This is a genomic window from Flavobacterium sp. (genome assembly GCF_017744675.1).
Taxonomy (GTDB): Bacteria; Bacteroidota; Bacteroidia; order Flavobacteriales; family Flavobacteriaceae; genus Flavobacterium.
Map to the genome: position 1 here is coordinate 351,189 of NZ_JAGIAV010000004.1, position 14,473 is coordinate 365,661.

Consider the following 14,473-nt stretch of genomic DNA (forward strand, 5'->3'; position numbering starts at 1 on the left):
TTAAATTACGCCTAATTTTTTAAAATTATAATTATGGGAGCACCAGCCGCAAGAATTAACGATATGCATGTTTGTCCAATGGTAACAGGAACCGTTCCTCATGTTGGCGGACCAATATTACCGCCCGGCTCGCCTACAGTACTCATTGGCGGGCAACCAGCAGCCTGCATGGGAGATATGATCGTTTGTACAGGTCCGCCAGATAGCATTATAGCAGGATCAAGCACTGTACTCATTGGAGGAAAACCAGCCGCAAGAATGGGAGATTCAACTGCTCATGGCGGTACCATTGTAATAGGATGCCCAACGGTTTTAATAGGTTAAGTTATGGAAAATCAAGAAGCTTTTTTAGGTACTGGATGGAGTTTTCCGCCAGAGTTTAAAAAGAACAATAGAGCGGTTGTAATGACGTCTGATGAGGCCGACATTAAAAGCAGCTTGGAGATATTGCTTTCTACCAAAATTGGAGAACGCATTATGCTGCCCCGATACGGATGCAATATGGACGAATTACTTTTTGAAACATTAGACAGAACGCTAAAAACCTATGTTACAGAACTCATCAAAACGGCCATTTTATATTATGAACCGCGAATTGATGTAGAAAAAATCGACATAACCCAAAGCGACGATTTAGAAGGAGAATTTTTAGTCATAATCGACTATAGAATAAGAAGCACAAACTCAAGAAGCAATCTTGTTTATCCGTTTTATAAAGAAGAAGGAACTAATATTTAAAGTTTAAAGCTATGAGCACCAGCAGTCAAATAGACAATGTTATTTTTAAAAGAAATGGAGTCAATCAAGAGGAACGCTTTAGTGACGCACTAGAGCCAAGCAACTTGAAACTTCATGATTTTACTATTGAAGACTGGGTGTTATTTGCTTATAATTTGGCGAAACAAGTCAACTTTTTCGACATTAGTAACGATAAAAAACCAGAAGGAGATTGGCAGGAATTTTTTAGCTATTTCGGTTTTTCAATAAAGGATCACCCAGATGGCATTCCAAAAAGAACAGATGCAGAATATGCAGTTTTAAAAGACAGCATCACCAAAACTTTATCTGCAGCCAATATAAATCAAGACCTTACTCCTCACCTAACCTTGTTTGTATGTTTCTTGAAGCTATTGGAATTATCTCAAAACAAGCTTAATCTAATTACCAAAAAGCATTTAGATTTTTTCTACAAAGACATATTGCAGATCGAAAAACTTCCTGCAAAAGCAGATAAAGTCAATATCATATTTGAACTGGCAAAAAAAGTTGCCGAAGAAAAAATTGCAGCAAATACCGAATTGGATGCAGGAAAAGATCCTGATGGCAAAAAATTAATATACAAAACTACAGAAGAATTTATTGCCAATAAAGCCCACATCGCTTACTTAAAAAGTGTTTATAATGATGTTGATCGCGGCGAAATAAAGTACAGTGAAATTGCAAATTCTCTGGACGGAAAAGGCGAACCTTTGAAAGAAGATGCCCCTTATTGGTTTCCTTTTGGATATACTTCCAATGAAAGCAAGTATCCAGCATTAAACGATGCCAAAGTAGGTTTTGCGATAGCATCAGAATTATTTAATCTTAAAGAAGGAGATCGAAATATTGACATCACAATTAATTTTAATGAACCCTTAAGTTTCCCAGCTTCATCATTTACTGTAGATGATCTTTTGGAAAACATTAGCATTTTATATAGCGGAAAAAAAGGATGGATTGGAAATTTTAAACCCAGCAAAGACGTTGCTTTTAAGAATGGAAATCAATCTTCGAGCATTGGCGGCAATCAATTAAGATTGGTTTTTCAAATACCAAAAGACAATCCTGCCATTACGGCTTACGATCAGAAAATTTTAGGAGAACATTTTTCGACAGAACTTCCTGTCATTCGATTTCTAATCCATACGCAAGAAAAAAAAGGACACGCTCTGTTTAGAAGTTTAGTCACCAAAACAATAGCGAGCATTACTGCAAAAGTTGAAGTTAATGATGTGAAATCTTTACTATTAGAAAGCGACACAGGTTTGCTTAATGCAACAAAACCTTTTTATCCTTTTACAACACAGCCAGAAAAAAACAGTTCTTTTATAATCAACTATCCTGAAATCTTTTCTAAAAAATGGACAGATGCATATATCAATATAAAGTGGAAAAACACTCCTTTATCATTTGTAACGCATTATGCCGCCTATAAAAATAGTTTCCTTGAAACCATTAGCAAACAGAGTTTCATTGATGCCATTTTCGTCAAGGATACCGTTAAAAAAATAATGAATGCCAACCAGCCTGAAGATGGAATTGCAAAAAAAAGCAACTCAGAAATAAAAGTTCCTGTAGAAATTAATGATGCAATAGAAGCTGTTGAAGAAACACCTGAATCACCTGAAATAGACCCAGACGGTGGAATTGTTACTGGAGATGACTATTTTACAGCAACAGTATCCGTTTTAAACAAAGAAGTTTGGAAAGATCAACCGGAAGATGTCGAGCTATTTACTGATTCTGATAAAGACAACGTATTTGAATCTAACATCAATGTAAAAGGCAACTTTGATATTGGCAAAAGCGGCCCTATTCGATTAACATTAAATAAGTCATTTTTACATTCATTATATCCCAAAATATATACTTTGGCAATAATAAATGTGACTGACGAACCAACAACGCCAATTCCAAACGAACCTTACACGCCTCTTGTAGAAAGCATAAGCCTGAATTATTCAGCAGAAGAAAGTATAGATTTTACAGTTTCGGCTTACGAATCTAACCGAATAAAATTGTTTCATGAAGCTCCTTTTGGCCAGCGAGAAGAACATTCTTATTTGAAACAGCAAGCCATTGATAAAGAAATTTTAGATGCTGGCACTCCAATTAGCAATTGTCTGGTTTCGGATTATTGTCATGGAGGCGAGTTTTATGTAGGTCTTCAGGATGCCGAAATATTGCAGCAAATTTCATTATTATTTCAAATATTGGAAGGAAGTGAAAACACAAGCGTACCTACTTTTACAGGAAAACAAAAAGTTGAATGGTACATTTTATGCAACAATTATTGGAAAAATCTGGATAAGGACATTTTAGCTAATGGTATTGATAATTTTCTAAAATCGGGCATCGTAAAATTTAGCATTCCAAAACAGGCATCTCATGACAATACACTGTTTCCAGCCAATACCATTTGGATAAGAGCAAAAATGCACAAACACTATGATGCGGTTTGCAAAGTTATCGATGTGAAAACCCAAGTGGTAACTGCCCAGTTTTTTGATAACCAAAACAATCTAGCCCATTTAGACAGTACATTACCTGCCAAAACGATCTCTAAATTAATTACTAGAGTTCCGCAAATTAAGAGCGTCGAACAGCCTTTTAATTCGTTTGATGGAAAGCCATTAGAATCAGATCCTTCTTATTATCTCCGCGTAAGCGAACGCCTGCGCCACAAAAACAGAGCGATCACGCTTTGGGATTACGAGCATCTTATTTTACAGGAATTTCCAAATGTTTTTAGAGTAAAATGCCTTAACCATACTTTTATTTCGGGCACAGAAACCTCTTTTTTAGCTCCAGGAAAAGTCACACTGGTAGTAATTCCAGACATCGTAGACAAAAATGTATTTGACATTTATGAGCCAAGAGTAAGCACTGCTGCTTTGAACAGCATAGAAAGTTTTATTAATTCTAAAAATTCAATGCAAGTTTCGGCCAAAGTAATCAATCCTGATTATGAAAAAGTGATTATAAAATTGGATGTGAAGTTTTATCCGCAATACGATGAGAATTTTTATAAAAAACAACTCAACGAAGATCTTATCAAATTTTTATCGCCTTGGGCATTTGACACCTCGAAGCAAATCATATTCGGAGTTGAACTGCAACGGAGCATTGTGATAGAATATATAGAAAATCTATACTATGTCGATTTTTTATCTCAGCTTGAGATGGCAATCTATATCGATAAAAAAACCAATAAAGATGAGCCCAAACCATTAGAAGATACACAAAACAACAAGGATAATATTCATCTTTTAGATTTTCAAACAACGCTTTCACCATCAAGTCCAAAAAATATTTTAGTCTCTGTTAAAAACCACATTGTCAGTACCAACATCATAACTTGTAAACCAACAGTCAAAGAAGAACCTGAAAAATGTCGATACTAAACCAACATATAGCCATTCCTAAAAAATCAGCATCTGAGGACGATTTGGATTTCTTTTACTTAAGAAAAAAAGGAATTGAATACATCGAGTCTTTTGGAAGCAAATTTTGGACAGACTTTAACGAGCATGATCCCGGTGTAACTATGCTCGAGATGCTTTGTTATGCCATTTCAGATCTTGGCATGAGACTTAATTTGCCTATAGAAAACATCTTAGAATCAAATGACATTAATAAGAGCATTCCAAAGCAGTTTTTTAAAGCTTCAGAAGTATTATCATCAAGTCCAGTTACACAAAATGACTACCGAAAACTTTTTATAGACATAGATGGAGTTAGAAACTGCTGGTTGGCAAAACATAACAAAAAAGTATATGTAGACTGCAAAAAAAGCAAACTTTCTTATGATAGTAAGGATGTTGAAAGTCTGCCCGAAAATTTAAAAAAGTCTTTTGCACTTAATGGCTTATATGATCTTTATGTAGATTTTGAAAGTTCTAAACCTGCAGATATAGCGATTGTAAAAGAACAGATTAGAAAGCAGTATCAGGCCAACAGAAATCTTTGTGAAGATCTTGTAGATATCAAAAAAGTGGTTGATTACCCAATAAAAATATGTGCTGACATTGAAGTAGATACAGAAGCCGATGAAGAACTGGTTCATGCCAAAGTAATGGATGCTCTAGAAAGTTATTTGTCGACTACAGTCAATTTTTATTCTATAAAGCAAATGATGGACAAAGGATATTCTACTTTGGAAATTTTTGATGGTCCGATTTTAGAGCATGGCTTTATTGATACCAAAGAATTGCTAACAGCCGATTTGAGAAACGAAGTGCGCCTTTCAGATATTATGAGAATAATAATGTCAGTGCCAGATGTATTGCTAATTAAAGATATTTCTTTGGGCAATTGCGCTGGAGACGATCTCGAAAACAAATGGCTTATCTGCCTTGCAGCCTACCAAAAACCTGTTATTTGCCCTAAAAGTGTTTTCAATTACAATAAAGGATTGTTGCCGCTAAATATCAATCAGGCGCAGGTAAAAATTTACTCAGACGCTATAAAAGCTGAGAAAGATAAAGCTACAACCAATGCCAGCCAAAATAAAGAATTAGAAATACCAAATGGCGAATATCTTAATACTGATATTTATACCACGATACAAAATGATTTTCCTGAAACGTATGGAATTGGCGAAGTCGGACTTCCGTCAAGAGCCTCTGTTGAACGTAAATCGAAGGCGAAACAGCTAAAAGGCTATCTTCTGTTTTTCGATCAAATCTTAGGAAGTTATTTTAAGCAACTGGGACAAGTAAGCGAATTGCTTTCGGTAAGCGGTAATTTGACCCGAACGCTGTTTACTCAAGTCGTTAAAGACATTGAAGGCGCTAATGACATTGTCAACGGATATGATAATTACACAGATGATTCTATTACAGAACTGCTTTTTGATCAACAGGACAATAATATCGAGCGAAGAAATAAAATTCTAGATCATCTCTTATCTCGTTTTGCCGAAAACTTTTCAGAATATGTTTTCGTTAACAAGACCATTTATGGCAACACCACAGATCAAGTCGTTTTACGTGACAAAGAAAACTTTCTGAAAGATTACAAAGCAGTAAGCAAAGATCGCGGAAATGCTTTTGATTATTACAAACAGCCCATTGCCAATTTATGGAATACCAACAATGTTTCAGGTGCAGAAAAAAGAATCTCTAGACTCATTGGTATTAGAAATTACAATCGTAGAAATCTTTCTAACTCGTTTGTCGAAATGTACAATTTTATTGACACAGACAATCAATCTGTTTATAGATGGCGTATTGTAGACACTCATGGCGATATTGTACTTTCTTCAACAGCAGAATATTTTGATACATCTGCTGCAAACAAGGAACTGTATTTTGCCGTACTGCAAATTATTCAGACTCGAGAATATAAAATAAAAGAAGCTTTTAAAAACGGTACGGTAAAAGATTTATCCATTATCGATAATATTTTAATTCAGCAGTCAGATGCTGGAAAATATTCGTACGACATTATAAATCCAGCCATTAAAGACAAGAAAAATCCAGATCGCATTATTGCCCGCAGATTTGAGTATTATACTAATCTTCCTGATTTAGAGAAATCGATTCTGGATTTAATTCAATTCATGAAAGAAGATTTTACCGAAGAAGGAATGTTTTTGGTCGAGCACATGATGTTGCGCCCAGATGTAAATCAGATAACGGTAAATCCAGATACTTTCATGCCGATCTGTGCCGATGAGTGCGGCGATTGCGAACCAATAGATCCCTACTCCTATCGTGTGAGTGTGATATTGCCAGGATACACATTGCGATTTGCCAATACCGATTTTAGAAATTATATAGAAAAAATAATTAAAGAAGAATTGCCTGCTCACGTTCTGGCAAAAATATGCTGGATTGGATACAGGGAAAAAGATTTAAAAGACCCCGCAGAAAATCAGCTTGTCCAATTTGAAAAAGCGTATAAAGACTACTTAATCGCCAAAACCGATTTGAATCAAGAACAGCCAGAACCACAATTAATCAGCTTTATTAAATCATTAACCAGTCTGGACAATGTTTATCCAACAGGACGACTATTTGACTGCAGCGATGAAAACGAGCGATTGTCAGATAAAATTATACTAGGAAAAACAAATTTAGGATCACTATAAAAACTATTGCCATGTCAGCAAAACTTTCAACCATAACAACACAATACCGACGATTCACAAAGAATCAGGTACTCACAGAAGGAAACCTTAATGAGGTAGTAGATTTTTTTGACGACCAGGATCGCCTATCACGCATTTACCTGAGCGGCGTTGGTATAGTTTGCGGATTGTATGCTTCTTATAATGAAGCCCAACAAACCATTTTAATAACACAAGGAACGGGTGTAACTACCGATGGTGATCTTTTTAAATTATATCAAGCAGATGTATTGGGAAACAAAAAAATTGATTTTGACTCCAAAACCTATACGCACTGTAAAATATATGATAATAAAAAAGCGGCTTACAAACCTTTTTTCTATGATGGTGCCAACCAGCAATTGCCACTTTTTGAACTCTTGACAGAAGAACAGCAAAAAAAAGAAAAGGATCCTAATTTTGCTTTAGCGCAATTTACAACCAATACAAAATTTGACTTTAAAGATGCCGTAATCTTATTGTATCTGGAGTCTTATGAAAAAGAGTCTGACCTATGCGTGAGTCTTTCATGTGACAATCAAGGATTGGAAATTGTGGGCAATTATAAAGCTTTAATTGTCAGCAAAACTGTTGCCACACAAATAATGAGCCATGACAGCATGATTGGCAAAATCAATTATGCTAATTTATACCATAAATTACCCGATCTAAAATCAAACAGAATTGTATTAAAAGCAGAAGACTTTGCCCATCTTGAAGCCATAAAACAAACTTTTACCAAAGGGATTTTCAAAAACAATGTAGTTAAAAATTTGCAAGAAGGCTACAATCAGCTGCTTACAGGCTTAAACATGCCGATCGTTTTAGATGCTATTCAGAAAAAAATAACCGAATTATTTAATTTTGAAGGAGATCCTGTACTTCCTTCAGATTTCCAATACCGATATGATCTGCTTAACGATCTTGTAGACACCTACAACGAAACCAGAGCACTTTTACTTACTATAGAAGACACCTATTGTTCGCCTGATATTAATGCTTTTCCAAAACATCTAATGCTAGGCGAGCTCATAAAAACGGAACCTTGTTTTGAATTCCGACATGCCTTTTACAAATCGCCTTTGCTTTCAGGAGAAAATCTTGCTCCTTGCAACGATTGTCTAGCTGAAGATAAAGATTCTGAAGAAAAAGACAAAACAGCTGAAGAAAAAGACAAAACAGCAGATGAAGTAAAAGTTTGCTACGGCGAGGACACCGACAAGCAAAAAATGTATAGTCTTATTCTGCGAAGCGCCCAATTATTAGAAAACTACAACCCCGTATATGATTTTATAAAAATTACACCCTCTTTGCAACTAGGAAAATTGGGCAAAAAAGCCATTCCTTTTTACAATGATGTAAACGATTCGCTTATTAAGGCATGGGATTTTGACAAAACTATTTTAGGATTGCAAAAAAACAATGTGAGTTACCATGATGATTTATTGAATACCAAAAATCCGCTAAAAATACATCTTGATAGCGATTTTTATAGAATTGAAGGCCATCACGGACGCAATTACAAAGAAGCATTAAAAACCATCCAGCAAATTAGATTAGAAAACGGGCTCGGATTTAATATCATGATCTTAGCAGTAAACGCTAACGAATTGGATAAAACAATTCAAAATTTCACCAAATATTACCTTAATAAAAACCACGGTTACGAGCACAAAGCGGGCGTCGCTCCTGGAGGAACATTTATCATGATTTATCTGGAAGAAAAAGCGCCGTATTACTACTATTACAACACTCGCAAACCATCTTTAACAGGCGATTTTGAAAAATTTACAGAAGGAATTCCGATTATAAATCCAATTGTGGCCGATTTTGCGTTGCCTTATTTATGTTGCGATGAAAACAACATAGACCTTAGTTTGCCTGTAGATAAAATTTGTTTCGACAGCAAAACGCTTCCTCTGCCTTTTAAAGTATCTCCATCTGGAGGTTTTGTTAAAGCCAATGTTAGACCAGATCAAAACGGAGGCATAAAAGTAAATGAATATGGAGCGCTTGTTTTTGATCCAAATTTGGTCAGCAAAGAGCTGATCGGTGAGCCTATAACCTTTACAGTTAATAATTTTGACACTAATTGTAAGATAACCATTTTTGAAAAACCAAAATTCGATTTTGTCGCAACTCCTATAAAACCTGGAATTAGCGAAACCGAAGTTACTTTTACCATCAGTGGAGAAAATATCGAAGGAAATAAGTTTACTTGGGATTTTGGAGACAAAACCGATTGGGTTACAGATGATAAAACCGAAATAACACATATCTACAAGTATAATAGCGAATCGCAAAAGAAATTCACATTTGATGTTACCCTTTATGCAGACAATGGGAACTGTGATTTTAAAGTAACACATCCGGTGAGCTTTGAAATTTCAGATCCAAAAGTACTGGTTGACGGTAAATTAGTAAACAAAATATCTTTTTGCCGAAACGATAAACCTGTAGAGCTTACTCTAGAACCTAATATTAAAGGGGCACAAATTTTAGGAGAAGGAGTTCAAGTTACATTCGGAGAAAAATATATGTTTGCTCCAGGCGAGGTATCTAAGGATGTCCAAATCGTAACCATTTTTATAGACGACAAACCATCCAATCTTACCATTACACTTTTAGATTTGCCTATTGCTAATTTTAGTTACAATGTAGATGCTACGACAGGAATTCTAACCCTAAACAATAATTCTCAAAATGCCATAGGTTATACTTGGGAAATTAATAAGGAAATTGTAAAAACAGATAAAAAAGAATCCATAACAAGACCAATTTCTTTATTTAACGAATCTTCTATTTCTGTTTCCTTAATTGCCGAGGGTAAATGCGGTTTGGTAACCGATGGACCAAGGTCAATTGAAATTAGAAAACCAGTTGAAGTAAATCCGTGCCTTGACAATGCTGGTTTATTTATAAATAATTCACTTGTAACAATTTATAGCTTAAAAGAAACTTCTGTTATAAACAAATTCAACAAAGACACAATCAACTTTATTGCAGAAACTGAAAACAGACTGGTCGAAGTTCAAAAAAATCTGGAGAGCTACATTGCTGGCAAGTCAAATGCTATGCTGAATGAATTATTTAAACAAGAATATTTCAATTTTATATCGACAGTTGTGGCCTCTGCGATCAGACAGCAAAATCCAAATCAGATTGCTGCGGTACAAACCCTTATATCGACAAACACTTCTTTGTTTTATACGATTTTGAGATGTCAGGATCTAGAAACACTGAAAGCATCTGAAAAACAAATTGCCCCAGCAGGATTGTTTTTTAATACTTTATTTCAAAGTTTCGTCGAAATACAATTTAACACAGATAGCGACGGATCATTGAGAGCATTTTTATCCACCATGCTAAAAGTATTTCCAAAAATCGACTTTATAGTATCCTTTTTAAACATACAAATAGAAGCCCTTACAGCCAGTGCAAAATTCAAATAAACATATCATCAATAAAGTTTTCCTTGAGATAAATACCAATTCTAAAGAAAAAGGATATTATCTCAAGGACAATATGGACGCCTTTTTGCAAAAGGAAGTATTCGCGCTTTTAGAAAGCTACTTCAACGAATGGGATTCGAAAAATGCTTCACACAGTTTACAATTAGACAAACTCAACTTGGATATTGCCATCAATCAGAATTTGGATTTTGAAGATTTCAAAAATCAAATCCTGAAAAAAATCACAACACAAGTTGAAGAAGTTTTTAAAAACGAAAATGCAACTATAGAAGGCTATAAACTCATCAAACCACAAGAAAAAGAAATAGAAAGCTTCTTTTATTTCTTGGAAACAGGCACAAATGCTTGGTGGAAAACTTCAAACCATGATGCTAAAATAGTGGATGATGCTGTATTTGACGAAATCCTAAATGATGTAGTTTTTTCTATTAAATGGACAAACGCTGTCCAAAAACCAATAGTGAGAACACGACTCATCAAACAATTTACAGACAGCCAAATTGTAAACATCATTAAAAAAGGAATATTGCTTAAAAAAAATAATACAGAGAGCAATACCCAAATAATTAAGATTGAAGCCATAAAAAAACACATAGAAACCAATAGTGCAAAAAATCTATGGATTCCAAATCAAAGGTTTTTAATGTGGGAAATAGTCATTTTAAGCCTTTTGGGAACAAGCGATACTGTTTTAAAACAAAAGCTTTCGAGATTGATTGGCGATGTATTCGAATTTCATAAAAAGAACCTCTTTTTGCAACACAAGGAACTTTTTTTACAAGAAATTAAAAATCAGATAGAAAATCAAAACCCACTAGAATTACTGGCTAATCTTGATGTTATTATTTCGATTATCGAGAAAAAATTAGACAAAATTATTTTAGAAGAGACAGAAATTGAAACTTCCCAAAGAAATCAAGCTTCATTAAAAACTAAAAAAGAAATAAAAACGGAAGAAGAAATAGTAAAACAGACAAAAATAGAAAATGAAATTGAGATCAAAAATGAAGTAAGTATTGAAGATGAAACAGAGATTAAAAATGAAGCAGAAATTGAAGATAAAGCAAAAACAAATGAAGCAGAAATAGAAGCTTCTAAAATTCAAGAAAGCAATGAAAAAACAGCAGCAGAAGCAGGCTTGATTTTGGAAAAAAACAAAGAAGAATCTCTTCACGGCGATGATCAAGATATCGAGATTTTAAGAAATAGTTCAAAAGAAAAAACTATTAATAATCAAGAGGAAGCAATTGAGGAAAAAGATTCTTCTTTTGAAAAAGAAAAAGATAAAAAAGAAAACCTATTAGATGTTGCCGTTAGCGACTCCTATGTTGGTAACGCTGGTTTAGTACTGGTTCATCCTTTTCTAAAATCCCTTTTTGAAAATTGTAAACTGCTTCATATAGACAATACTATAAATAATCCAGAAGTTGCCGCGCACCTTTTACATTATGTAGCCACAGGACAAGAACAGGATTATGAAAATGCTATGGTTTTTGAAAAGTTCTTATGCAATATTCCGCTAACCGAACCCATTGAAAGAAACATTGTACTCTCTGAAGAAATGAAAAAAGAAGCTGCGACCATGCTGCAAGCGGTATTAAGCAATTGGGATATCATGAAAACATCAACGGTAGAATTGCTGCAGAACGAATTTTTGCAACGTCCTGGCAAACTGAATAGTAATGGTGATGAAAGTCCGACAATAATTATCGAGCGAAAAACACAAGATGTTTTATTAGACCAATTAAGTTGGAATTTGAGCATCATAAAATTGGCTTGGAAAAAACGCATCATTTATGTTAACTGGTAAAAATGAGAAATATGACTGTTGAAAACACCTCTTTTTTAGAATACGATAGAAAAAATATTCGCAGCTTTCAGCAAATGGCTTTAGAGTTTTTATTTAATAATGTAAACATGTCTAAAGTAGTTTTTTGCGGAGGCATTGCAGACTATCTCAATCTTCGCGAATATTATGACATTACCATCAATGATATCGATCTGATTTTTGAAAACGAAATGGATTTACAACCTATGATCAGCAAATTGGAGACCAAAAGATATCTTTCTAAATACTATAAAACAAAAAATGGTGAAGCACTAGTACATATATTCAGAGCTGGCGAAAACTCAATCAATATAGATAGTTTTCCAAGGCATTTTTCTAATTCAACTTTTATACAGTCTCCTTTGTTGGGTAAAATGGTCTGGCACACCTCGTTTGAAGAAAGTAAAAAAAATCATAATACCGAAATACATCTCAACACTTCGGTGGTTAAAGGTGCCGATTATCAATGGAAACGATTGTATAAACACAGCCGAAAAGCGTCTTTGTACAACAATGTAACTTTTCTGGAAGAGAAAAACTTAATTCATACCATTAAAAAAAATATTTTATGAAGGAAGAGCCTAGAATAATTTACAGCTTAGACGCATTTCCTATTAGCAATAACCGATGGAATGAAGGCAATAGATTTAAAGAAACGATTTATTCGACAGCTTTAAGTATACTATACAGTCATTTATGGTATCAGGACATTGAATTGTATGCTGATGAAACTGCTTATAAATTTCTTTATATGCTTCCGTGCAGAGTCACTAAAATCAGCAGCAATAAAGATGCTGTCATATGGATGAAATCGAAAATTGATGTCATGGAAAAACAAACTAAACCCTTTGTTCACCTTGACAATGATGCTTTTATAAAGAAAAAGATACGCTTTGATTTTGAGAAAGTAATTGTAGAACAAAATGATTACGAATTATACGGCATGTACCAGTATCGTTTGGATTTTTTTAATCAATATACGCAGGATTTAGATTATTGGAAACCCGATTTAGGATATGCATTTAACTGCGGAGTATTAGGTTTTAGAGACTTAAAACTTCGGGATGAGTTTCTAGAGGTTTATTATACTTTGGAGGATATTTTCATAAAAAATAACAACCCAGGAATAACGAGAATAGAACCTTGCATTGTTTTAGAGCAGTACAATCTAGCATCGTTATTACATCACAAAAATATTAAACCAACCTTATTGCTCTGGAAAAAAAACTTGCACGAAAACAGCCAACTCGCAGACAGAATTGGTTACACGCACATTGCAGGCCAAAAAAAATACAGAATTGACATTGTTCAAGAAATAGAAAACAGACTTTCTAAACTGTTTCCGTATTGGTACAAAGAAGTAAAAAATGCATTAGAGAAAGAAGGCATAGCTTAAATTACAACGATATGAAACAACGACACAAGATAATTTACAGCCTTGATGTGCTTCCCATCACAAACAACAGATGGAATATGGGTGACAAACTAAAGGAAACGGTTTACATGACCGCTTTAAGTATATTATATTCTCATCTGTGGTATGATGAAATCGAGTTGTATGTAGATGAGATCGGTTTTAAGTTTCTATATATGCTGCCTTGTGCTGTTACCAAAGTACAAAACGACAATCGAATTGAACTTTGGATGAAATCGAAAATTAAGGCTATGGAACTGCAAACCAAACCGTTTGTTCATATAGACACTGACATATTTATTAAGAAAAAAATTGAATTTAGTTTCGATGATGTAATAGTAGAACGCAAGGAAGATACTTATGAAGTCCATTATAAGAAACAGGTGGAATTATTTAATAAATACACCTGCAGATTGCCTTATTGGCATTCCGATTTAGGTTATTCCTTCAATTGTGGCATATTTGGTTTTAATGATCTCCAACTCCGTGATGAATATCTAAAAAGTTATTATGATCTGGAGAATATATATATCGAAAACCAAAAGGACTTTGATGTATTGAAAAAAGAAGGTTATGAAACCTGCATTTTAATCGAACAATACACGCTCGCTTCGTTGCTAAACTATAAAAACAATCCTCCTACAACACTATTGAAAGGAGAAAACATAACAGAACATGGCAAACATGCAGATCATATTGGCTATTCTCATTTTTTTGGAATGAAAAAATATGAAAAATATGTTGTTGAAGAGATTGAACTTCGGCTCTCTAAAATATTTCCGTATTGGTACAAGCAAATAAAAAATGCATTAGAGAAAGAAGGTGTTATTGCAGATATTCCACAGTTTGTTTATTGAAACAAATTAGTATTTCAAAATGGTAAAATA

9 protein-coding genes are annotated in these 14,473 nt (G+C 34.2%); all 9 read left to right on the plus strand.

The features are described from left to right. Positions 1-33 precede the first annotated feature (33 nt). Genes J7574_RS11870 through J7574_RS11910 form a run of 9 tightly spaced genes read left to right on the plus strand, consistent with a single transcriptional unit; the run spans position 34 to position 14,443 of the window. Positions 34-324: a PAAR domain-containing protein gene (locus J7574_RS11870; RefSeq protein ID WP_290968369.1), complete on the plus strand. Its 291-nt coding sequence runs from the start codon at positions 34-36 to the stop codon at positions 322-324. Between the two features lie 3 nt (positions 325-327). Beyond that, entirely contained in the window at positions 328-738 is a 411-nt protein-coding gene (locus tag J7574_RS11875; RefSeq protein ID WP_290968371.1) for a GPW/gp25 family protein, read from the plus strand. A gap of 11 nt (positions 739-749) precedes the next feature. Beyond that, on the plus strand, positions 750-4,163 hold the full coding sequence (locus J7574_RS11880; RefSeq protein ID WP_290968373.1) for a baseplate J/gp47 family protein: 3,414 nt from the start codon (positions 750-752) through the stop codon (positions 4,161-4,163). Continuing rightward, a complete protein-coding gene (locus J7574_RS11885; protein ID WP_290968375.1) occupies positions 4,151-6,853 on the plus strand; it encodes a hypothetical protein in 2,703 nt (900 codons plus the stop codon). Before J7574_RS11880 ends, J7574_RS11885 begins: the two co-directional genes overlap by 13 nt. Before the next feature lie 11 nt (positions 6,854-6,864). Then, positions 6,865-10,323, plus strand: coding sequence for a hypothetical protein (locus J7574_RS11890; protein ID WP_290968377.1), 3,459 nt, complete (start codon positions 6,865-6,867; stop codon positions 10,321-10,323). Then, entirely contained in the window at positions 10,307-12,154 is a 1,848-nt protein-coding gene (locus tag J7574_RS11895) for a contractile injection system tape measure protein (RefSeq protein WP_290968379.1), read from the plus strand. Before J7574_RS11890 ends, J7574_RS11895 begins: the two co-directional genes overlap by 17 nt. 11 nt (positions 12,155-12,165) lie before the next feature. Further along, positions 12,166-12,744, plus strand: coding sequence for a hypothetical protein (locus J7574_RS11900; protein WP_290968381.1), 579 nt, complete (start codon positions 12,166-12,168; stop codon positions 12,742-12,744). Beyond that, positions 12,741-13,568: a DUF6734 family protein gene (locus J7574_RS11905; RefSeq protein ID WP_290968383.1), complete on the plus strand. Its 828-nt coding sequence runs from the start codon at positions 12,741-12,743 to the stop codon at positions 13,566-13,568. The genes J7574_RS11900 and J7574_RS11905 overlap by 4 nt, the downstream gene beginning before the upstream one ends. An 11-nt stretch (positions 13,569-13,579) precedes the next feature. After that, positions 13,580-14,443 carry a DUF6734 family protein gene (locus tag J7574_RS11910; protein WP_290968385.1) on the plus strand — a complete coding sequence of 288 codons (864 nt, stop codon included), beginning with the start codon at positions 13,580-13,582 and terminating at the stop codon, positions 14,441-14,443. Positions 14,444-14,473: the final 30 nt, after the last annotated feature.

Coding starts and splice junctions, on each gene's coding strand:
- J7574_RS11910 (WP_290968385.1), top strand. CDS start 13,580: ATGAAACAACGACACAAGATAATTTACAGCCTTGATGTGCTTCCCATC.
- J7574_RS11890 (WP_290968377.1), top strand. CDS start 6,865: ATGTCAGCAAAACTTTCAACCATAACAACACAATACCGACGATTCACA.
- J7574_RS11870 (WP_290968369.1), top strand. CDS start 34: ATGGGAGCACCAGCCGCAAGAATTAACGATATGCATGTTTGTCCAATG.
- J7574_RS11880 (WP_290968373.1), top strand. CDS start 750: ATGAGCACCAGCAGTCAAATAGACAATGTTATTTTTAAAAGAAATGGA.
- J7574_RS11905 (WP_290968383.1), top strand. CDS start 12,741: ATGAAGGAAGAGCCTAGAATAATTTACAGCTTAGACGCATTTCCTATT.
- J7574_RS11885 (WP_290968375.1), top strand. CDS start 4,151: ATGTCGATACTAAACCAACATATAGCCATTCCTAAAAAATCAGCATCT.
- J7574_RS11900 (WP_290968381.1), top strand. CDS start 12,166: ATGACTGTTGAAAACACCTCTTTTTTAGAATACGATAGAAAAAATATT.
- J7574_RS11875 (WP_290968371.1), top strand. CDS start 328: ATGGAAAATCAAGAAGCTTTTTTAGGTACTGGATGGAGTTTTCCGCCA.